Source organism: Pararhizobium sp. PWRC1-1, assembly GCF_049897905.1.
In the GTDB taxonomy this organism is placed as follows: domain Bacteria; phylum Pseudomonadota; class Alphaproteobacteria; order Rhizobiales; family Rhizobiaceae; genus Pararhizobium.
Map to the genome: position 1 here is coordinate 1 of NZ_JAFCXE010000004.1, position 22,072 is coordinate 22,072.

The 22,072-nt window shown below is 55.6% G+C and carries 17 protein-coding genes and 2 pseudogenes; 9 read left to right on the forward strand and 10 right to left on the reverse strand.

The features are described 5' to 3' along the window. Nucleotides 1-606 (forward strand): annotated as a pseudogene (locus tag ACP7E0_RS07970) (hypothetical protein); the annotation flags it as partial. A gap of 529 nt (nucleotides 607-1,135) precedes the next feature. On the opposite strand, the gene ACP7E0_RS07975 reads toward ACP7E0_RS07970, so the two are convergent. Further along, nucleotides 1,136-2,056 carry a LysR family transcriptional regulator gene (locus tag ACP7E0_RS07975; protein WP_426124526.1) on the reverse strand — a complete coding sequence of 307 codons (921 nt, stop codon included), beginning with the start codon at nucleotides 2,054-2,056 and terminating at the stop codon, nucleotides 1,136-1,138. A 90-nt stretch (nucleotides 2,057-2,146) separates the two neighbouring features. Here ACP7E0_RS07975 and ACP7E0_RS07980 point away from each other — a divergent pair, with 90 nt between their 5' ends. The 3 genes from ACP7E0_RS07980 (at nucleotide 2,147) to ACP7E0_RS07990 (ending at nucleotide 4,993) form a co-directional block, all read left to right on the forward strand. Next, nucleotides 2,147-2,800: an SDR family NAD(P)-dependent oxidoreductase gene (locus ACP7E0_RS07980; protein ID WP_426124139.1), complete on the forward strand. Its 654-nt coding sequence runs from the start codon at nucleotides 2,147-2,149 to the stop codon at nucleotides 2,798-2,800. A gap of 160 nt (nucleotides 2,801-2,960) precedes the next feature. Then, a complete protein-coding gene (locus tag ACP7E0_RS07985; RefSeq protein WP_426124141.1) occupies nucleotides 2,961-3,704 on the forward strand; it encodes an SDR family oxidoreductase in 744 nt (247 codons plus the stop codon). A 140-nt stretch (nucleotides 3,705-3,844) separates the two neighbouring features. After that, on the forward strand, nucleotides 3,845-4,993 hold the full coding sequence (locus ACP7E0_RS07990; RefSeq protein ID WP_426124142.1) for an alkene reductase: 1,149 nt from the start codon (nucleotides 3,845-3,847) through the stop codon (nucleotides 4,991-4,993). Between the two features lie 281 nt (nucleotides 4,994-5,274). Here ACP7E0_RS07990 and ACP7E0_RS07995 read toward each other — a convergent pair whose 3' ends face one another. From ACP7E0_RS07995 to ACP7E0_RS08010, 4 genes are all read right to left on the reverse strand, one after another. Further along, nucleotides 5,275-6,201: a dihydrodipicolinate synthase family protein gene (locus ACP7E0_RS07995; RefSeq protein WP_426124143.1), complete on the reverse strand. Its 927-nt coding sequence runs from the start codon at nucleotides 6,199-6,201 to the stop codon at nucleotides 5,275-5,277. A 154-nt stretch (nucleotides 6,202-6,355) separates the two neighbouring features. Next, a complete protein-coding gene (locus tag ACP7E0_RS08000) occupies nucleotides 6,356-7,066 on the reverse strand; it encodes a ribonuclease activity regulator RraA (RefSeq protein WP_426124527.1) in 711 nt (236 codons plus the stop codon). A gap of 29 nt (nucleotides 7,067-7,095) precedes the next feature. Beyond that, a complete protein-coding gene (locus ACP7E0_RS08005; protein WP_426124144.1) occupies nucleotides 7,096-7,881 on the reverse strand; it encodes an SDR family oxidoreductase in 786 nt (261 codons plus the stop codon). 21 nt (nucleotides 7,882-7,902) lie between these two features. After that, nucleotides 7,903-9,123, reverse strand: coding sequence for a pyridoxal phosphate-dependent aminotransferase (locus ACP7E0_RS08010; protein ID WP_426124146.1), 1,221 nt, complete (start codon nucleotides 9,121-9,123; stop codon nucleotides 7,903-7,905). Between the two features lie 65 nt (nucleotides 9,124-9,188). Here ACP7E0_RS08010 and ACP7E0_RS08015 point away from each other — a divergent pair, with 65 nt between their 5' ends. Next, nucleotides 9,189-10,124 (forward strand): LysR substrate-binding domain-containing protein, encoded by a 936-nt coding sequence (locus ACP7E0_RS08015; RefSeq protein ID WP_426124148.1) that lies wholly within the window; start codon nucleotides 9,189-9,191, stop codon nucleotides 10,122-10,124. Between the two features lie 351 nt (nucleotides 10,125-10,475). Here ACP7E0_RS08015 and ACP7E0_RS08020 read toward each other — a convergent pair whose 3' ends face one another. The 5 genes and pseudogenes from ACP7E0_RS08020 to ACP7E0_RS08040 all read right to left on the reverse strand — a co-directional run. Further along, nucleotides 10,476-11,198: a type 1 glutamine amidotransferase gene (locus ACP7E0_RS08020; protein ID WP_426124149.1), complete on the reverse strand. Its 723-nt coding sequence runs from the start codon at nucleotides 11,196-11,198 to the stop codon at nucleotides 10,476-10,478. A 102-nt stretch (nucleotides 11,199-11,300) separates the two neighbouring features. Beyond that, complete coding sequence (locus tag ACP7E0_RS08025; RefSeq protein WP_426124150.1) at nucleotides 11,301-12,077, reverse strand: amino acid ABC transporter ATP-binding protein; 777 nt, start codon at nucleotides 12,075-12,077, stop codon at nucleotides 11,301-11,303. A 14-nt stretch (nucleotides 12,078-12,091) separates the two neighbouring features. Further along, nucleotides 12,092-13,573: an amino acid ABC transporter permease gene (locus tag ACP7E0_RS08030; protein ID WP_426124151.1), complete on the reverse strand. Its 1,482-nt coding sequence runs from the start codon at nucleotides 13,571-13,573 to the stop codon at nucleotides 12,092-12,094. Between the two features lies 1 nt (nucleotide 13,574). After that, nucleotides 13,575-14,753: an amino acid ABC transporter permease gene (locus ACP7E0_RS08035; protein ID WP_426124153.1), complete on the reverse strand. Its 1,179-nt coding sequence runs from the start codon at nucleotides 14,751-14,753 to the stop codon at nucleotides 13,575-13,577. A 79-nt stretch (nucleotides 14,754-14,832) separates the two neighbouring features. After that, a pseudogene (locus ACP7E0_RS08040) lies at nucleotides 14,833-14,973 on the reverse strand (amino acid ABC transporter substrate-binding protein); the annotation flags it as partial. A 550-nt stretch (nucleotides 14,974-15,523) separates the two neighbouring features. On the opposite strand from ACP7E0_RS08040, the gene ACP7E0_RS08045 reads away from it, so the two are divergent. From ACP7E0_RS08045 to ACP7E0_RS08060, 4 genes are all read left to right on the forward strand, one after another. After that, the gene (locus ACP7E0_RS08045; protein ID WP_426124154.1) at nucleotides 15,524-15,886 is read left to right on the forward strand and encodes a hypothetical protein; all 363 of its coding nucleotides are present in this window, start codon (nucleotides 15,524-15,526) and stop codon (nucleotides 15,884-15,886) included. A gap of 1,308 nt (nucleotides 15,887-17,194) precedes the next feature. After that, nucleotides 17,195-17,740 (forward strand): YidB family protein, encoded by a 546-nt coding sequence (locus ACP7E0_RS08050; protein WP_426124155.1) that lies wholly within the window; start codon nucleotides 17,195-17,197, stop codon nucleotides 17,738-17,740. A 290-nt stretch (nucleotides 17,741-18,030) separates the two neighbouring features. Further along, on the forward strand, nucleotides 18,031-19,104 hold the full coding sequence (locus ACP7E0_RS08055; protein ID WP_426124156.1) for a sensor histidine kinase: 1,074 nt from the start codon (nucleotides 18,031-18,033) through the stop codon (nucleotides 19,102-19,104). A gap of 192 nt (nucleotides 19,105-19,296) precedes the next feature. Beyond that, nucleotides 19,297-21,882, forward strand: a complete 2,586-nt coding sequence (locus ACP7E0_RS08060; RefSeq protein ID WP_426124157.1) for an ATP-binding protein — start codon at nucleotides 19,297-19,299, stop codon at nucleotides 21,880-21,882. Nucleotides 21,883-22,072 lie beyond the last annotated feature (190 nt).

The following is a 22,072-nucleotide window of genomic DNA, read 5'->3' on the forward strand; positions in this document are numbered from 1 at the left end:
GTCGGACACGCGTGGGCGCCGGCGCATGATCTTTTCCGACGCATCCGCCAGGGGCACAACAGACGCCGTCTCATCGGTTTCATGGATCGGGGCCGTATTGCCCTCAGCAGCGGCGATCAACAGATCCTCAAGCGCCAGTTCCAACTGCTAGATCTGCCGAGAGGTATATTTCTTGCTGTAGAATCAAGATATTCGTGCGAAGAGCGAAAATCTCTGGAATCGACAACCCATCAGCCAAATTGGTCAAGAATGCACTGCGTCGTATGCGGTAATCAACTCAGCCCACGTGAAGGTCAGTGCCCTGTCTGTTACGAAGTCAATGGCGCTCCCAATGTCAGGTATGCCAGCACAGAAAGTGAAAGAGCGGCTTTGGATGAGCGGGTTAGTATTGCCCGTGATTATTGTGCCGCGAACGGCTTGGGGGCCGAGCTGAAACTTCTGGAAGACACGGCTTCGACCTCGAGTGCCGTGATGACGAGATCATACGGGGATATTTTCAGGCTGCTGGAGAGTAAACTGAATTTCTACGTGGGTTTTGCCATCCAGGAACAACGAAACTGCGTTGGACTTTTTTCAATAAATGTAGCCTCGAAATTTCCGCGGTGATGTATCAGCGAAGTGTTCAGCATAGCAGCAGGTCCTGCAGATAGCCGTTACTGTGCCCCAGGTCTAGACTCCCATCACAGCACGGTCCAGTCCCCTACGCCGTCGGCTTAGGGGAGTCATCTTAGCTAGCGACGAACAAAAATTCATAGAACTTGAAAAACTCTGATTGCTCTCGCGGGGTTTGTGGCCTCTTGCTTGCAGCGGAAGTTCGAAACCTTTCCGCGCAGACGCTTAGATTATATTTTTAATAATAAGTAATAATTTTTGATTCTTGGTTGTGTTTGTTGTAATTTTTTCTTGAACGCGAGACGGCGCTTTTTAACTAGCGTCAAACGATACGATTCGTACCACGCGAGCATCCTGCGGACGCGTCTCCCTCTCAGGTTCGATTAAGTGAAATGGCGCGCCCTGGCTGGGCGCTACGAGTCGGCGAAGACGCGGACGATGAAGAGCGTCTCGTAACCCTCGAATATCAACTTCGACCCGTCGCTGTAATGATTGAAGTCGGCGGGAGAGAGCGCTTCACCACTTACGTCCCCCACCCGGCTTTGATTGAACGAGCGACCGCGTCAACAAACACCCTTGTTTTCGCTGGAATAAGTCGACCAGGCGGCATGATCGCAAATACGCTCCCCTCTTCAGAGCCATTCCAACCCGGCAGGATCTGAACGAGCTTTCCGTCATTGATTGAAGGTCCGGCAAGCCAATCGGGTGTTAGGATAATTCCCAAGCCGTCAAGCGCGGCGATCATCAATGTTTCGGAATTATCGGCGACGAGCGGGCCAGAAGGGCGAACGGTTTTCACCACCCTCTCCTTCTTGAGTGACCATTCGGGCCAGGTCGGATGGTTGGTGAACCCGAGGCAAGTATGGTGCGAAAGGTCTTCGGGTTTGGCTGGTTGGCCGTGAACCTCGACATAGCCCGGCGATGCCACGAGTAAGTTGCGAAAGGATGCGATCTTTCGACCCTTCAGCGCGCTGTCGCGCACAACGCCAACCCGTATAGTCACGTCATAGCCTTCGGCGACTACGTCTACGAAACGATCGACAAACCGCACGTCCAACTGGATGTGGGGATGATCTCTGAGAAAGCCGGGCAGTATCGGTGAGACCCTTTGGCGACCGAACGTTACCGGCAGTGAGACGCGCAGCAGGCCGCGGGGGCTCGCCGCTAAGTTGGTCGCCTCAAGGTTTGCGCTATCCAGTTCGTCCATCACGCCGCGTACGCGACTGTAGTATAGGGTGCCCGCTTCAGTTAGCGAAACTTGCCTTGTCGTCCGGGAAAGAAGCTGCACACCCAGTCTTGCCTCGAGATGGCTGATCCGACGCGACAGGATAGACGCATCCCGACCGACCTTTTTGGAGGCCTCAACAAAGCTTCCGGTCTCGGCGACCGCAAGGAAGGCGGTTAGTTCATCTAGCCCGGTACGGCCATTTAATTCCTGCATCATATGCACGAGTATAATGCGAAAACCGCCAATTATATAGCTGTTTTGAGTTGTTACATCATGGGGGAACATCAAAACGAAGGAGTTTGCAAAGTGAAAGTCTTTCTTAGTATCGGCTCGGGGCCTGGCATCGGGTTGGCGACCGCGGAACGTTTTGCAAAGGGGGGCTTTCACGTAGTCCTCACGGCGCGAAATGCCGACAAGGTTTCAAAACTTGCGAGGAATCTGAAGGAGGAAGGCTACAGCGCGGAAGCGCACTTCGTTGACGCCAGCGATATTTCCGCATTGACGAACTTGGTCGAAAAGATCGAACGCGACCACAGCAGGATCGATGTCCTCCACTACAATGCCGCCAGCCTGCGCCAGGCAACGCTTCTGGATCAGCCGACCGATACCTTCCTTGGTGACCTTGCGGTTAACATTGGCGGGGCTATGGCTGCGGCCAAGGCGGTTTCTTCAAAAATGATCGAGCGCGGTGATGGTGCGATATTCTTCACCGGGGGCTTCTTCGGCCTTACGCCGAATCCGGACTTCTCATCCCTCAGCATTGGCAAGGCGGGAATACGCAACCTTGCTCTGGGTCTCTTTGATGGACACAAGGATCAAGGCGTTCATGTCGCCACGGTAACAGTTGCCGCCCTCATCGAGGCGGGCTCGAAAGAAGCTGTGGCGATCGGCGAAGAGTACTGGAAGCTTTACAGCCAAGATAGGGCCGCGTGGACTGCAGAAGTGACGTATTCCGGGTAGCTTCACCACCTCTGGCCTATTTTGGCGACCATAGCCCGACACCCACGATTTTAGGCAGGACTGCGCTCTTCTTCCGGGGCGCAGATAGTCGAAATCATGACGCATCAACGTACGGCTTTGGCGTGATCACGCCTCCGACCGAACCGAAGAGGACAATCTTATGAACTATCTTCAGAGCAAAACCGCCATCGTGACGGGCGCATCGTCCGGCATCGGAGCAGCGTCTGCAAAGGCCCTCGCCGCCCATGGAGCAAAGATCGTCGCTGCGGCCCGCAATCAGCAGCGTCTCGATGCGCTCATCGCTGAAATCCGGTCTACCGGTGGCGAGGCGACCGGGCGCGTGGTCGACGTCACCAATTTGGCTGAGGCGCAAGCTCTCGGGGAATTTGCGAAGGAAACCTACGGGTCCGTCGATATTCTCGTCAATAACGCTGGCCTGATGCTGTTCTCTTACTGGAGCGATCTCGCGATCGATGACTGGAATAGGATGATCGATACGAACATCAAGGGCTACCTGAATGCAATTGCTGGCGTTCTACCGATCATGCTCGAACAAAAATCGGGTCAGATTCTAAACATGGATTCGGTTGCAGGCCATCAGGTCGATCCGGCCGCAGGCATCTATTGCGCGACGAAGTTTTTTGTCCAGGCCATGACTGAATCGATGCGCAAGGATCTCGGCGTAAACTACGGGATCCGTGCAAACACGATTAGTCCAGGGGTCATCAACACGGGATGGGCTGAAAAGGTAACGGATCCTGAAGGACGCAAGGCCGCCCAGGAATTGAACAAGATTGCTATCGAGTCAGACGATGTGGCCCGTGCGGTCATTTATGCCCTTAACCAGCCTGAAAATGTCACTATCAACGACATCATCATCTCCCCAACCCGCCAAAACTGGTAGAGGCAGCGCGCCTTCCACCGAAGCCATGTGCTCTGGGGCGGTCGTTTTGCGTAGCGACGCCGTACCAGTCCATTTCATGGCTCTCCGCGCGAAAGCGAGTTGATCCATTTCTCTTAGAAAACAAACTGAAAGCAAACACAATGACTGACAACAGCACAAAGACCGACCTGTTTTCGCCTTCTCGTCTGGGTGGGCTCCAGCTTTCCAACCGTATTGTCATGGCTCCGCTGACACGCAGCCGCGCTGGCGACGACGGCGTCCCAACCGAGCTGCACGCTAGCTATTACGCGCAACGCGCCACGGCGGGGCTCATTATCGCGGAGGCGACCAACATCTCGCCCCAAGGTCGCGGCTATGCTCTTACGCCGGGCATCTGGACCGATGAGCAGGTCGTTGGGTGGAAGCGGGTCACCGACGCGGTCCACGCGGCTGGTGGCAAGATCGTTTCCCAACTATGGCATGTCGGCCGTTTCAGCCACGTTGATCTTCAGCCCGAGGGCAAAGCACCCGTCGCGCCTTCAGCCATTAAGTCGGAGGGGCAGACTTACACAAACGAAGGGATGGTGGATGTTTCGATGCCCCGCGCCCTTGAGACAGCCGAAATTCCGGGGCTGATTGCGGATTATGTCCATGCCGCCGCCAACGCGAAACGCGCTGGATTCGACGGGATCGAGGTTCATTCGGCTAATAGCTACCTGCTCGATCAGTTTATTCGCGATTCCACCAACCAGCGCACCGACCGCTACGGCGGCTCGATCGAGAACCGGACGCGCTTGACGCAAGAGGTGGTGGAGGCCGTTCTCGGCATTTGGGAACCGGGTCGGGTCGGTATCCGCCTGTCGCCGACTACGCCAGACGCGGGCAATACCCCGATGGATAGCACCGTGATGGAAACCTACGGCCATCTCATCCGGAAACTGAACCGCTTCAATCTCGCATATCTTCACTTTGTCGAAGGCTCCACTGCTGGGCCGCGCGCAGTCCCCGCCGGAGTTGATCTGGATGCGCTTCGCGCACAATTCGAAGGGGCCTATATCGGTAACAATGGCTACGATTTGGAACTTGCTATCGCTCGTCGTGCCGAGAACAAAGTGGATGCCGTGGCGTTCGGTCGCCCATTCATTGCAAATCCCGATCTAGTGGAACGCCTGCGCCGTGGCGTCCCGCTCACTGTCGCCCCGCGGAATACTTATTACGGTGGCGGCGCGAATGGGCTAACTGACTGGCCTAATGGCGATATGAGCGCGCAGAAAGCGCTAGATAAAGAAATCCTCCCAGTCGCGAATTAAGAAGCCATGGTTCAACATAAACCATGGCTTCTCAACGTACATGCGGCACGTTCTCCCCTCGTCCGTGTTGCGATGTAGTCCATCAGCCCTGGCTACAATCGTCATTGCTCGCGTCACGTTAACCGCGAGCCAATGCTCCCGTGAAAACTTGATAAAATCCAAAATGCGATGGTTGCTCCCCCCAAAAAAGACGATGGTGAAGCGAGACCCGCGATGAGTGCGGACGTTAGATCCGCCGTGGAGGGCGCTGACAATGCCGCATCTCGGGTCGGCAGGCTTTGTTAAAGCTCTGCTCGTGGATCGTACCTTGCCAATCTAGCCAGCAGGTAATCTACCTCCGTCTTGCCAGTCCCGCTAAGGGCCCCGCCCGGTTTGCGCTGGGTGTCGTGAGCGATAGCGCCTCGCTTTTGGAGGACGTATTTTCTCACCGCCAAGCCGATGTTTTGCTGTTGCTCATAGCGAAGGAGCGGCAGATGAGCATCAAAGAGGTCGTGAGCCGAATCACGCTCGCCGCTCTGTTGAAGGCGGACGAGATCAGCAAGCATATCTGGGAAAGCGTACCCCGTCATCGCACCATCCGCTCCACGTTCTCCTTCAAAATCGAGAAAAAGACCACCGTTTCCGCAAAGGATGGAAATATCGCGCATCTCACCCTTCTTCTGGAATGCACGAAGCGTCGAGATCTTCTCCAGTCCCGGCCAGTCCTCGTGCTTTAGCATCACGCAGGAGGAGTGATTGTTTACAATGGTACGGATAACGTTTGCGCTCATAACAACGTTTAGAATGAGTGGGTAATCTTGAATCACGAATGGGACGTCGGTCCCGATCGCTTCGACTGCCTGAGAATAATAGGTCACGATTTGATCATCAGTGCGGAGGGTCGAAGGCGGAGCGATCATTACCCCTGCTGCACCGAGTTCCATCGCACTTTTTGCTAACGACCTCATGGCGGCCAAACCGGGTGCAGACACACCAACAATAACTGGCACTGTGGCGCGGGCTATCACTTGGCGCGCTACGGCTATCGACTCCTCAGGCTCCAGTTTGTGCGCCTCGCCCATAATGCCGAGAATCGTCAGTCCGGAGACACCTGCAGCTATATAAAAGTCAGTAAGCCTGTCGAGAGAGACGGGATCTAAACTTCCGTCCGGATGGAAGGGAGTTGCCGCGATCGCAAAGACGCCTTTTGCCGTATGGTCGAGTAGCACAAGATCCTCCTTCTAGACGGCAAGGACGCTCTGAAATGTTCGTCCGCCCAAGTAAACAAAACGAGACGCCGTGCCGATGGGGTGACACGACGTCTCAAGGTGAGTGTTCGCTAGATTACAGGAGAACGCAATCCGACGCTCACCAATGTCATTGTCAGTTGCCAGACTGTTTTTTCCACTCTTCGTAGCGAGCTTTGTTTTCGGCGTTTGCGGGATATAGGCCCGGCAAAGCGGCACCCTTGTTGACTTCCTGCATAATCCAGCCTTCGAGGCGTTCCTGTTCCGGAGCGAGCTCGAGGATGTCGTCAATCAAGGCCGCCGGGATCACGACGCCACCATCGTTATCAATCACGATAATGTCGTTCGGGAAGACGGCAACTCCGCCGCATCCAACAGGCTGGTCCCAGTCCACAAACGTAAGTCCGGCCACCGATGGCGGAGCTGCTACGCCCGCACACCACACGGGCAAGCCAGTGCCCAGAACGCCGTCGAGATCTCTTACGACACCATCAGTTACGAGAGCCGCAACATTCTTCTTTGCCATACGGGCGCACAGGATATCTCCGAAGATACCAGCATCGGTGATGCCCATAGCGTCCACCACGGCAATGCAGCCATCCGGCATTGCCTCGATTGCGGCCCGCGTGGATTTTGGAGACGACCAAGACTCAGGCGTGGCGAGATCTTCACGTGCGGGAACGAACCGCAGCGTGAACGCACGGCCGATGATGCGCCCCTGCCCCGGCTTGATCGGCAATGCGCCGCGCATCCAGACATTGCGAAGTCCCTTCTTCAACAGGATCGTCGTCAAAGTCGCGGTTGTGACACCTGCAAGGATAGTTCTAATTTCTGCATCAGTAGCCATTGCTTTTACCTTTCGAGACACTGGATTTGTCAGATGCTTGCGATCATTCCGCCGTCGACGCGAATAACGCTTCCGGTGATGAACGACGCACGCTCACTGGCGAGAAATGCGACCACGTCGCCGTATTCCTGAGGCTTGCCGTAGCGACCGACCGGGATGGAGGCTGTGCTTTCCGTGGCAACGTCCTCCACGGATCGACCTTCCCGCTTCGCCTTTTGCTCATCCAGGAAGGTAATCCGTGCAGTCGCGATGCGGCCGGGAAGGACGATGTTCGATGTGATTCCAGCTCCACCGACTTCTTTCGCAAGTGTTTTAGACCAGCCCAAAAGAGTGGAACGGAGCGCGTTCGACAGGCCCAGATTAGGGATCGGAGCAACGACGCCGGAGGACGTCGAGGTGATGATACGGCCCCACCCAGCACTGCGCATGTTGGGAAGCACCCTGTCGGTGAGAGCGATTACCGACAGGACCATCGATTGAAAGAACTTCGACCACTGGTCCGGAGACTGGCCGGAGACCGGAGTTGGCGGCGGACCGCCCGTGTTGTTCACCAAGATCGCGATATTTCCATATTCACCCTCGATCCGCGCAACATTGCTCTCGATGACCGACAGATCGCTAATGTCCCACTTTATCGCGAATGCGTCGCCGCCAGAAGATTTGATTTCGGCAACGGTCTTTTCCGCTGCATCGACATCAATATCTGCAACGACAACTTTTGCACCCTCAGCTGCCAAAGTCTGCGCGATGGCTCCGCCCAACCCGCCGCCAGCACCCAAAACCAGTGCGCATTTTCCGTTAATTCCCAAATCCATTTTATTCAGTCCTCACTGTGTTTATCGAAGGGACGCGCATGCCTCACCAATTCGTGTGCATGCTGCCCGAAGGCGATCAGTCGAAGTTGCAAACGAGATCCGGAAATAGGGTCCAAGGCCGAACGCGGAGCCGGGAACGACTGCGACTCCGACCGATTCCAACAGGTAGGTCGCGAACCCAACGTCGCTTTCAATCAGATTTCCGTTGGGTTGCTTCTTGCCGATAACTCCCGCGCAGGACGGGAAGAGGTAAAACGCGCCATCAGGCGTACGGCAGGTCAGGCCTTCTGTCGAATTGAAGGCAGAAAGACACAGATCACGACGCTCCTGGAAAACGGCATTTCGTTCTGCAAGAAAATCCAGAGGGCCAGTAAGAGCGGCAACAGCGGCTGCCTGTGAAACAGAGCTCGGATTGGTCGTGCTTTGCGACTGGATCGTCGCCATTGCCTTGATCAATTCGGCAGGTCCGCCCGCATAGCCGATACGCCACCCGGTCATCGCATACGCCTTGGAGACGCCATTACATGTAAGGACACGCTCGCGAAGACGAGGCTCAACTGCTGCGATAGTGCTGAACTCCCAGCCGTCGTACCGAATGTGCTCGTACATGTCGTCCGTCAGCACCAGAACACGCGGATGGCGCAGGAGAACCTCTGCAATCGCTTTGAGCTCTTGGGTGGAGTACCCCGCTCCCGTCGGATTGCTCGGCGAGTTGAGAACCAGCCACTTTGTCCGTTGAGTGATCGCATTCTCCAGCGCCGCGGCGGTGAGCTTGAAGCCGCTATCTTCGTCGCACGCGACGGTTACCGGAACTCCCCCCGTGAGCAGAACCATGTCCGGATACGAGACCCAGTAAGGCGCAGGAATGATGACTTCATCGCCTTGGTCCAACGTCGCGGAGAAAGCGTTGAAAATCACCTGCTTTCCGCCAGTTCCGACGGAAATGTTCGAGGTTTCATATTCAAGGCCGTTCTCGTTCTTGAATTTTTGAACAATAGCCCGCTTGAGTTCCGGCGTCCCATCAACGTCGGTGTACTTTGTCACACCGTCGTCAATTGCCTTTTTTGCGGCAGCTTTAATGTGGTCCGGCGTATCGAAATCAGGCTCGCCTTGGGATAGGGCGATGATATCGGCTCCGCCGCGACGAAGCTCAGCCGCCAAACGCGTAATTGCAATTGTCGGCGAAGGTTTCACCGTTTTCAACCGCTCCGAAAGACTGGTTGGCTCAAATCGCATAGTCATCGTAGGGGTCCTATCCGTACTCATTCTCAGCTGGAACATTGACACGCGCCGCAACGTGAGAAAACATGCGCTTTCGTGTGTTTGAAATTCAGAAAGTCTTAATAATGGAAACGCGTTTCCTGAAGACACTGCTCTCGGTGATCGACTCGAATTCCATTGCCGCCGCTGCGCGGAAGGAAAACCTGACGCCTTCAGCCGTCGTTCAACGGCTACGAGCGTTGGAGGATGAGATCGGCGCGCCGCTGGTTAGGAGAGCGGGCCATTCGATGCGTGCCACGGAAGCAGGAACAGCAGTTGTGGAGACCGCGAGGCGCATCGTGGCAATGGCGGACAGCCTGCCCGGCCTCGCAAATCAGAATGAAGAGATCGGCCGAGTCCGCGTGGGTATTATTCATTCGATGACGACGGGGCTCCTTCCGGAAATCCTCAGCTCCATGAAAGATAAGCGCCCCGGGATACAAGTCGAGGTGCAACCTGGTCAGTCGTCCGATTTGTTTCAAAGGATGATCGACGGCAATCTGGATGCGGCGATATTAGTCGAGCCCCCGTTCGCCATTCCCAAAGAGTTCACTTGGCATGAGCTTCGAAAGGACCCGCTCGTCCTGCTTTGCAGTATTGATGAAACGGGGGATGATCCCATAGCGATTATAAAAAACGCCCCTTTCATACGCTATGACCGAAAACATTGGGGCGGTCGATCGGCGGAAACTTACCTGAGACGGTTGAGAATCAACCTTCAAGAAAAGTACGAACTTGATTCATTGGAGGCCATTGCGGTCTTGGTCAATAAAGGGTTGGGCGTATCTCTAGTGCCGGACTGGTTGCCTCCATGGCCAGAGGGCCTATTCTTGAGGAAGATAGCCTTGGACGGAGCCCCTTTTCGGGGGGTGGGGATAATATTTCCGAGACTGACCCCGAACGAACGCCTGGTGAAAGCCTTTGCGGAAGAAGCCCGTGTGGCCGCTAGATTAAAAAACGCCGCTCGCCTGCCCGCCGAGTAATCGTGGAAAGTTAGCCGAGAATGCGACTGGTCGCTGTAATGGCGATGTCAGCGCTGACACAGAGGTCGCCCGTGCGGTTGAGGTGCGCGATATTCGTCCTGTTTAGTTCAATTCCGTGACGCTGTTCACCATGAGCATCTCGGCATCACCTTCAAGCGCGACATAAGCATGCGGTTGATGAGCATCGAAAAGGATACTGTCGCCCTATGAGAGAACCAGGGGTTCGCAGTAAACGGTTTGAAGCTCCAACCGTGCTGAAAGGACGTAAAGGAATTCCTGTCCTGGATGCTGCCGCCACCCGCCATTCTCCTCAAAGCTCTTGGCGTTAAAAGAGCCCTTAGCCGCAGTGGGTTACTTCCGTAACCCGTTGCTCATCGCCAAATTGTCATACAGGCGCTTTGTCATAGCGTTCATTTCACGCATCAGAGGATAAGCCTCCTCCAGAAAACGACGATATGAGCCATCGCCTTTGTGCTTTTCGAAGATTTGAATGTAGCCTGGTGTCGAGGTCCACGCGGACAGCGACTGCGGCGAACACTCGCAGTGAAACTGTGTGCTGACAGCATGGGTGCCGACAGCCATTATCTGCACCGCTGTCAGCTCAGACGAGGCTAGTACCTCCGCCGTGTCGGGCACCCTCGTTATTTCCGCCATATGCCACTGAATAACTTTTTGGTTCCTCTCCAGGCCCGAGAGTATGGGATTGCCCCTGTCGGTGTGAAGTTTGACGCCCGTCACGCCATGTTCTCCTTTTTCAACGAGGCGAACCTCGCCACCGAGGGCGTCGGCTAAAAGCTGATGCCCTAAACAAACTCCAAAGAAGGGTTTGGCGCGCTGAGATACCCACTCGCGAATGGCTTCCTTTTCCATCTGGAGCCACGGAAAGTCGGCCTCCTGCCAGACATCCTGCGGGCCCCCAAGGGCAAACATCATATCGTAGGACGATAGGGTTGGAATCTCTTCCTCCGCCCAAAGCCTGACGAACTCGGGCATAATGTCATCCTCCGCGAAAAAATCGAGAAAACGCCCGGGGTTGTCCCGTTCGACATGCTGCAGGATCAAGGCACGTTTCATGACAAGAGTTCCATTGTTTCTTATGCGGCTCCCCGGCACGCCTCGAATGAAGGTACAAAGCCGCGCCCGGCGCTGTCCGCGTGGAAGGTTGACTAACGGTTGCTAGTGAAGAACCTGCTGAAGGAACAGCTTGGTGCGCTCGTGCTGCGGATTATCGAAGAAGGCAGCCGGTTCGTTCTGTTCGACGATCTGGCCCTGGTCCATGAAGATGACGCGGTTGGCGACCTGACGGGCGAAGCCCATTTCATGGGTAACGCAGATCATCGTCATGCCTTCATCGGCAAGACCCACCATGGTGTCGAGCACTTCCTTGATCATTTCCGGATCGAGCGCCGAGGTCGGCTCATCGAACAGCATGACGTGCGGGTTCATACACAGCGAGCGGGCAATCGCAACGCGCTGCTGCTGACCACCGGAGAGCTGGCCCGGATATTTGTGGGCCTGCTCGGGGATTTTGACGCGCTTGAGGAAGTGCATGGCGACTTCTTCCGCCTGCTTCTTCGGCATCTTGCGAACCCAGATCGGCGCGAGCGTGCAGTTTTCCAGGATGGTCAGATGCGGGAAGAGGTTGAAGTGCTGGAACACCATGCCGACTTCGCGCCGCACTTCGTCGATCTTCTTCAGGTCGTTGGTGAGTTCGATTCCGTCAACGACGATCTTGCCCTTCTGGTGTTCCTCAAGCCGGTTAATGCAGCGGATCATCGTCGATTTGCCAGAACCAGACGGGCCGGCAACGACGATGCGTTCTCCACGCATAACCTGCAAGTTGATGTCACGCAGAACGTGGAAGCCACCGTACCACTTGTTCATGCCGGAGAGTTTGACGGCGACGTCGGTAGACGAGACGGTGTCAATCGTAGTCGTGGGGGCAGTTTCCATGGGGACACGTTCTTTCATCGTTTATGCCCTGTGTGGAGCCGACGCTCAGTAAAAATCGCGTATCGCGACATGCTGAAGCAGAAAGCCCAGTAAATAAGCGCTATCGCCAGATACCCTGTGGGTGCGGTAACGGGGGTAGCCCAAGCGGCATCTCGAAGCCCGGTCTGAGCCATGGCAAGCAGATCAAACAGACCGATGATCAGCACCAAAGTCGTGTCTTTGAACAAGACGATGAAGTTGCCAACGATGTTTGGTATCGAAATTTTGAGAGCTTGAGGCAGAATTATCTTCGCCATCATCTGCCAATATGAAAGCCCAAGTGCTGTCGCCCCTTCATATTGGCCCTTGGGTACTGCCTGCAGCCCGCCGCGAACCACTTCGGCCATATACGCAGCCGAGAAAAGTGCTACTCCAACCAATGCTCTGAGCAACTTGTCAAAGTTCATGCCCGGAGGCAGGAACAGAGGCAACATCACGCTCGCCATAAAAAGCACGGTGATCAGCGGTACGCCGCGTACGAATTCAATAAAAACAACCGACATGATGCGAATTGCCGGCATATTCGACTGGCGTCCGAGTGCCAGGAGAATGCCCAGTGGCAACGAGGCCGCTATTCCGGTGATCGAAACAACCAGTGTAACTGTAAGGCCACCCCATTGCGCGGTTTCGACGGGAACAAGTCCGAAGTCGATGTCGATGAGAAGCATCGCACACAACAGCGTCGTGACCCCGACACCCCAAATGCGGAATGGCCTGCTTGTTCTGGCGACACGGTCTGAGAGGACCACCCACAACGATACAAACCCACTTGCGATGGATAGAAGCCCACTATCGAACGAGATGCCGAAGACCGTAATGTCTGTTCGGGCAATAAAAGAGGATCCCCAGACGATTAAGGACGCTCCGGCCAACGCGAGGCCTAACGAATTCCTTTTTGTGCCTTCGTCGACGCCGAATATTGCTAGGGGGAGCGCTGCGGCGATTAGTGAGGCTAGGCAAATCACGCCTGCGTAATTCCCAGGCGATAGGTTGAAGTTACCGCCCGTCAATAGAACGAAAGCCACAAGCGGAAACACCAGCAGAAGATAGATCGCGTTCGTCATTTTGTAGGGAGCTGACGGGGTAAGCATCGGAACCAGCCCAGCCACAAATGCCACCGCACAGAGGTTTATCCGCCAGCGTTCCGCGACTGGGTAGAAGCCGTAGATCCATTGACCGAATTTCTGGATAACAACTGGCCAACATGCTCCCTCTGTGGTTCCTTCCGTCGCGAGGCATGCGGCGCGGTCATTGCCGGCCCATACCGCATCCACGACTGCAAAGCCAAGTATCCGCCAGGCTAGCCAGAGTACGAGCGTGCCAAGGACCACCGTAAGAAAACCGCTTCCAAGAGAGCTGAAGTAGTTTTCACGAAGATGGTGCCGAATGGTTTTCAAGTTGGCCGGAGGAGGTAGTTGAGGCGCTTCCAAACCCCGAACATAGTTTACAAAGACCATTTTAACGCTCCACCAACTTCATGCGGTTGTTGAACCAATTCATCAGCGAGGACATGATCAAGCTGATGCAAAGATAGATAATCATCCAGATCGAGACGATCTCTATCGCCCTGCCCGTCTGGTTCAGCACGGTGCCCCCGACGGCGATCAAATCGGGATAGCCGATGGCAACCGCCAATGAGGAAGCTTTGGTGATACCAAGGTAGATCGAGATAAGGGGAGGCACGATTACCCGCATGGCTTGGGGTATCACCACCTTGCGCAATGTCTGCCCAAGGGTGAGACCGAGAGCATGAGCAGCTTCAGACTGCCCGTGACTCACGGCCTGTATCCCTGCCCGGACGGCTTCGGCAATGTACGTCGCATAGTAAATTGATAGTGCGAGAAACAGTGCCATGAGCTCTGGCACAATAAGTAAGCCACCGGAAAAATTGAAAGCTGTCCTGACGGGAACGTCAAATGTTACTGGAAATCCCGCAACGGCTAAGCCGCAAATTGGGAGAAGAACAATGAGAGCAAGTGAACCCCAAAATTTTGCGAACGGTTTTCCCGTCGAATTTTGCCGGTGGTTTGCCCACGAAATCAGTGCGAAGATCCCTACGATCGCTATAACAAAGGCTAGCAGTCCGTAGATCGCGCTTTCACCGAAAATCGGCATTGGCATGACCATACCGCGGTTTGAAAGAAAAGCGAGGTCGAACACCGACAAAGCGTCTCTCGGCGCTGGCAAGATTTGCAAAATAACCAACGAATACCATACGAAAATCTGCAAGAGCACGGGTATGTTGCGGAAAAACTCGATGTAGAGCGTCGCCACACCCGAGGCCAGGCGGTTCTTTGAGAGGCGCATGACGCCAATAAAAAAGCCCAGAATTGTGGCAGCCACGATGCAAAGCGCCGAGATAAGTAAAGTGTTCAGAAAGCCTACGAGCAACGCCCTCGTGTAACTTGATCCGCTTGAGTACGGAACGAGCGCCTGCACGATATCAAAACCGGCCGATTTCGACAGAAAGGCAAATCCCAAGTCTTGGTTCATCCTCGCGAGATTAGAACCAGTGTTCTGAAACATTTCAAAAAGCAAATACATGAGAACAATAACTGCGCAAGCCTGCATGAAAACAGACCTAGCCTTCGCGTTTGTCCATAGCGACGCGTCGCCGCCTTGCTTGAGTCGAGACATGGTCGGCGCTCCCACGAAAAATGCTTGCCATTTAGACGGTCAGAGCCAGATTACTCTGGCTCTGACGTATCGAACCTGTTTAGCGGATTGGTGGCGCGTACTGGAAACCACCGTCCTTCCAAAGGGCATTTGCGCCGCGCTTTATTTTCAAGGGCGACTGTGCTCCCAGATTGCGCTCGAACATCTCTCCGTAGTTTCCTACGCCTTTGACAATGTAGGCGGTTGGCTCCTTGTGAAGGCGGTCAAAGCGTAAACCAGCTCAGCGCCAGAGCGGCAGAAATCGGCAGAAAGATTTGATCCCATGCCCAAGTCGGTTGCCGCATGACCTTCAGGTGGGCCAAGCCATTCGTTAGGCAGATTCCGGCGAGGATCGCTGACACGGAGTAGAGTAGATACCACGCAATCATGCGGAATTATCTTTGGTAATTTGATCACCCCGCTCGTACGTCGGGGAAATCTTCCCGGCTACCGTGACATGATCAATTTCGTTCGTAAAACCGCACTTCAATCACTTCCCCTCAGTTCGACCGACGAGTTTCTAGGCCCCCCCGCGCCGCGCCGATTTCACACTGTGCATTCCCTCTCGAATGAGTTCTCGACCCCCGTAAACGCCGTGAGCGCCGCCTTGGTGAAGCACGGCGTTAAACCAATCCAGCGGTGCGCTGACGGCCCGTGGATGTACGATGTGAAACAGGCCGTTGCTGCGATCACGCCGTTGTTGTCAGAGAAAAAACGATGGCGCCGGAGTCTTGTGCGAACGGAGAGAGCGGATGCGGGGAGCAAAGCGGGACTGGTCGGCCACCCCCTACCTAGCGAAGGATTACTTGACCCCGGATGAAGCCCTCAAGCGAACCGGGTTTACCACTTCGGTCGTCGAAAGACTCATCAGCGAAGGATATCTGGCGGAAACCATTGCACCTGTGAACAACACGGGTTTCCGTATTCACGCCCGCGAGGTTGTTCGGTTTCAACGCGAATACATTTCGGAGCCAGAGTTGCGCCGGGTTCGCAAATATCGTTTCGCGTTTGAAACCGAAATTCGTAAACGCGGGGTCGTCCCAGCGATCAAAAGCGCGGATATCAGTTTGAACATCTACCGGCGCCAAGATGTATTTCCCGTCGACCTAAACTGAATGGTTCGCCGATAACAAAAATAGCCGGGTTTCCACCCGGCTATTTTTTTGTTCAGCAGCTTGGGAAAAACGAGCGTTCCGATTGGGTCGGGGGCCTTGCCGGAGCTAATGGGAACCCGGTAGAATCAATGGGTTAGGAGGGTGATAAATCGGGGTTGGGCCAAACTAGGGTGCTTTGCACATCCCGAGTGCAAAAAAGCAGCGTAGATTTGCCCATACACATCCAAACGTGCTGCAAAATGAACGCTCGATTTGCCCAACTCCTTCACACGTAGCGATCCATCGGGGCTGTCCGTTTTCTGGCGTGAAGGACTTTGGGGATGTTTGGCCGCGTGCTGAAGCAACCACGTCTGCGGCTCGGCAACGTTTTTTTCCGCAAGATGGACCTTAAAAATGACGCAGCTGGGTTTCCCGCCTTTTCCGACCAAAGGCTATGACATTAAAAAAGCGCCTGGGCCTACTGCTGTTCGTAAGGGACGAGAACGGGCACATTCCAATGGCAGACGGAACCGCAAGCTGGCTGGTCATCGTCACCCGTGAGGCATTAGAATACGTAGCGCTCCCGCCTGAAGCCGCGCTTGATCGGCTGCTTCGACATGCGGACACTTTCGAAGCAGTGGCGACATACAAACTGGAACACGGTCGCGCAGGCGCAAAGGCGCCCGCGAACCGCAGCATCTCAAAGCTTGCGATAAATCACTGATGGGTTAAATGTGAAGTGTCCGCGTCAACCACAGCCGAGGAAACCCTAGGAACGGACTGTGCGTTTCGCCTGTTTGCCGCTTTTTCGAGCATGAGAGCGAACGCACCGAGGGAAATACCGTCTGCTCGCAATAGCTGGCGTATCATCGGGTCTCGCAACACCTCGGACATGGTCAATTCTTGTGCCAACGCGACCTCCCATCTTTCCGCGACCTCTACCACAATGACGTAACAGGTTGATGTCACGGCGCCTGTAACACAGGTAACAACGCGGCAAACCGCAAGAAACCGCGCCTTGATGTCCCGGCACTCATGGCTCCGCTACCATTATCGCAATTGGGTCGTCGGCGGGCGGTGTTGGAGATTTGCGTTCTCTTGCCGTGAGGGTGAATCGTCCGCATCCCACGAAACAAAGTTACACATGTGAAAGGCGGCGTCTGGCCTTACCGCCTCACATAACCTCGCTTCCGCAACAGGAACTTGTGCGGTCCCAGTGCGTTTCAGGAACAATCACTACGGACCTCGCACTTACCGCTATCGCGACCTCCGTCGTAAATCAGAAGGCCGAAGGTTGATCCAACCGACAAACAACGGGAGATAGGTAAAATGGCAAGCAGCGCGTTGAAGGCACTTCTCGCAGTCCTGGCGGTCGCCGGGTTTCAAAACAGGGACAAGATCGGAGAACTCCTGCGTGGGCTCCAGAACCCTCAAGGTGATGGGACGCCAGGTCAACAGTCGGGCGGTCTTGGCGGATTGCTCGGTGGTTTGGGCGGCGGAACTGGCGGTGTAGGAGGCCTTGGAGGTCTTTTGGGCGGCGCTTCCGCCGGAGGTGTTCTAAGCGGAGGTCTCGGCGATTTGCTGAAACAGTTCCAGCAGAACGGACACGGCGAAACAGCGAAATCGTGGGTCGAAACGGGGCCAAATGCCGAAATCAACGACAGTCAGTTGTCGGAGGCACTCGGACCGGGTGTGCTTGCCGATCTGTCAGCGAAAACAGGATTGTCGCCTGACGAAATACTAAGCCGTCTAAGCCGCGACCTCCCCAAAGCTGTCGATGAACTGACGCCGAACGGTACAATCCCAGCCGATGATGATATCTCTGAAGCCGGGGGGCGCCAATCTGTTCCTTCGATAAAGCCCGAGATAATTTGATACGACATTCGCGCAATAGAAAGAGGCCGCTTTCAAGCGGCCTCTTTTGTTTGCCCAAAACGAGCCGCCCATCCTTCCGGCGATCGGATGTTCAATAATTAGCGACGTTCGTTTCCGTGGTTTGCGGCGAACCTGCCAGGAACACATTTGGAATCCGAACGTTTGGTTATGATTGCAATAACTTCGAACCGAATTGGTGGACTTCGCCGACGGATGGCGTGAATGGAGCTTCAAGCGTGGTACAATTCCAAGTCGATCCGAGCATCGTTCCATCCAACGAGTCTTCGCGCATGGCCGCTGTGCGCCGGTACGATATCCTCGACACGCCTCCGGACGGAATGTTCGACCGGGTCACCGCAATGGCGGCTCGTCGCTTTGACGTGCCGATTGCTATTGTGAGCATCGTGGATACCGATCGCATCTGGTTCAAATCGCACCACGGTGTTCCGGTCAAACAAATCGATCGCGATCCCGGACTTTGCGCCTCCGCAATCCTCGGTGACGATGCATATATCTTGGAAAACGCAGCCAAGGATGTTCGGTCGCTCGCCAACCCCCTCGTCGCGGGAGAATTCGGCTTGCGCTTCTATGCTGCCGTGCCGTTGCGGACGCTTGATGGCTACAACCTTGGAACCCTGTGCATCCTCGACAAAGAAGTGCGGGCCATCGACCAGAAGCAGATTGACGACCTGAAAGACATGGCATCTATCGTCATGGATCACCTTGAATTGCGACTGTCAGCACAACGGGCGATCGCGACCTCGAAAATGCTCGCCAAGGAAATCGACCACAGAGTGATGAACAGTTTGCAGTTCGTCTCGTCGATGCTGACCATGCAAGGGAAATTACCGCACGCTTCGCAAGCTGTTGCCGAACTCAAAGATGCGGCAAACCGAGTTGCTGCCGTGGCCCGCGTCCACCGTCACGCATACGCTCAGGACGTCGCTGGTGACATGTTGGCATCCGAATACCTCGGGCGACTTTGCGCGGACATCTCAGGTATTGTGAGCGCCCCGGTCCAGCTGGTCTGCGGTAACGGCATAATATCGCATGCGTTGATTCAACCGATCGGATTGATCGTCAACGAGCTCGTGATGAACGCCGTTAAGCACGGGGCGGAACCGATTACTGTTTCCTACCAAGAGCAGTCAGGAATGCAGGAACTCGCGGTTTCCGATCGGGGTAAAGGGTTGCCCGACGACTTCGATGTCTCGCAATCGCTGAGTGGTCTTGGTATGAGAGTGGTGCGCGCGTTGTCAGCGCAGCTCGGCGGCCAGCTTTACGCTGCGAACGCGGAGGGCAATAAAGGCACCCGGTTTTCAGTGAAATTTCCAGCCGCCCCTCGGTCAGGCTTGCACTACTGATAGCCATGTTGGCGTCGGCACTTGAACATCTGTGTTGAATGCTTAGAGCGACCCGCAAGAAATACTGCATTGCCATTGGTGCTTGCCCCCAACTGTCCACTCTTCCATTTGCCTCGAGCTTCTCTATTTAATCCTCAATCAATTAATCGGGGCGCGATACCATTGAATTCATTTCCTTCGTCCACTGGCGTGATGGCTGACAAGGTGCGCGCGTTTCCATGGGACCAGACGTCGCTGGGACCTATTGAAAAATGGTCTCCCGCCCTCCGGATCACCGTCGACGCTATGATCGCCAGCAGGTTTCCGCAGTGCCTGTTCTGGGGTCCTGATCTGATTGCGATCTATAACGACGGCTACCTGCCGATGCTGGGTGCCAAGGAAGAAGCGTTGGGCAAGCCTTTGCGCGCCGGTTGGAGCGAAATCTGGGACGAACTCAAGCCGATCGCTGAAAAAGCTATGGGCGGTGACGCCGTCTATTATGAGGACTTTCCTCTACAGACGACGATAAACGGTCAGGTGGCGGCTGCGTATTTCACGTTCTGCTACAGCCCGATCCGTGACGAGAGTGGCGCAGTCGTCGGAATTATCGATACTGTCGTGGAAACGACGGAAGCGGTCGAGGGACGGCAACGGCTTCTGTCCGAGACCGAGCGCTATCGCCAGATGTTCGCGAACGCACCGGGGTTCATGGCGATGCTGTCGGGGCCTGATCATGTTATACAGTACGCCAATCAGGCATATCTCGAACTCGTCAGGCACCGGGATGTTGTCGGCAGGTCGTTGCGAGACGCTGTGCCCGAAGTAGCTGAACAGGGCTATCTCGCAATACTGGACGACATCAGAAGAACTGGCGAGCCGTATTCAGCTGACGGAGCACTCTTTGCTGTTCAGGCAATGCCGGGCGGCGCGGTCCAGAACCGCTTTGTCGATTTCGCCTGTCAACCAGTTAAGGACAGTTCCGGGAACGTCACGGACATCTTCCTGTCGGGCGTGGACGTCACCGAGCGCACAGCGGCCGACCTCGCGCTTCGGCAATCAGAATCCCGATTGCGGTTTCTCGACGACCTGGCGCGAGAAACTGGAATGCGTCGCGACGCCGACGCCATTCTCGCTATTACGACAAAAATGGTCGGTCAGCATCTTTCACTTTCGAACTGCGCCTACGCTGACATGGACGAGGACGAGGACGGTTTCACAATTCGGGGCGACTGGGCGGCGGAGGGCTCGCCGTCCATCGTCGGTCATTATAGCCTCGCAGATTTTGGTAAGCTTGCTGTCTGGAACCTCAGCCGAGGATTCCCCCTGATCATCAACGACAATCTCGCTGAAATTGCGCCCGAGGAGGCCAAGACCTTTCAGGATATCGGTATCGCGGCGACGATCTGCATGCCCTTGGTCAGGGAGGGCAGGCTAACGGCGCTGATGGCAATCCACGACAAGGTGCCGCACGTATGGTCGAACGAAGAACTGGCATTGATCAGAGAGGTGACCGAGCGATCGTGGGCGCACATCCAGCGCGTCAGATCAGAGGCCAACCTGCGTGAAACCGCTGCGGCTCTGGCCGAGCTCAACGCCTCCCTTGAAGCTCATGTCGAAGAACGGACAGAGGCGCTCCTGAACGCGCAGGAAGCTCTTCGTCACTCCCAGAAGATGGAAGCCGTCGGCCAACTCACGGGCGGCCTCGCGCACGACTTCAATAATATTCTGGCAGGGATAGGCGGCAGTCTCGAGTTGATGACGACGCGGCTGACGCAGGGACGCATTGCCGATATTGACCGCTACCTGGTCGGGGCAAAATCCGCTGTTAAGCGAGCCGCGGGGCTGACCCAGCGGCTTCTCGCGTTCTCAAGGCGGCAAACGCTAGATCCTAAGGCCGCTGACCTCAATCGGATCGTCTCAGGCATGCACGACCTGATATCCCGAAGCGTCGGACCGGCCGTTCAAGTCGAGACCGTGGCAATGGACGGGCTGTGGACCACCTTCGTCGATGTCGGCCAACTCGAAAACGCCCTCCTGAACCTCTGCATCAACGCAAGGGACGCCATGCCTGACGGCGGGCAACTCACTATCGAGACAGGGAACCGAATGCTCGACGAACGAGGAGCGAGGGAACCGGGACTGTCGGCTGGGGCGTACGTCTGGCTTGGTGTGAGCGATACCGGGACAGGTATGACAAAGGACGTGGTCGCGCGCGCATTTGACCCCTTCTACACCACAAAGCCTACGGGTCAGGGCACGGGACTTGGGCTGTCGATGGTTTATGGCTTTGCGGGCCAGTCTGGGGGCACCGCGAAAATTCACTCCGAGGTCGGGAAAGGCACGACGATTAGCCTGTATCTGCCGCGTTTTGTCGGTAAACACGTTGACGACGAAACGCTGGAGACGACCGTTGCCCCACGCGCGACCGGGCGAGAAACTATCCTTGTCGTCGACGACGAACCCCTCGTCCGGATGGTCGCGGTCGAGACTCTTGAGGAACTAGGGTACGAGATAATCGAGGCCGGAGACGGCCCAACCGCTATGGCGGTGCTTCGCACAAGAACGGACATCGATCTGCTTCTGACTGATGTGGGGCTTCCAAACGGAATGAACGGTCGCCAACTCGCTGATGCGGTGCGCGGAACGTTGCCTGAGCTCAAAGTTCTCTTCATTACCGGGTATGCTGAAAACGCCGTTCTCAACTCCGGACACCTTGATCGTGGCATGCAGGTGCTGACGAAGCCTTTCACGAGTGAAGCGCTAGCCCTTCGTGTAAAGGAAATGATTAGCAGTGGTTGAGTTGAAGGCGTCTTTTGTGACCTCGCACGGGGATCAAGCAACCGCAGGAATGCCCATCGACGTTTGCGCGGCGTAAGCCAGTCGTCGGGTCGTCGCACTGTTATGTCGAAGCGCCGCGTCCGCTATCCGCCCGTGGCTTAGATTGTTTTTGTGATCGCCGACGGTTAAGTTCCCGCCCTCGGCACGTCGC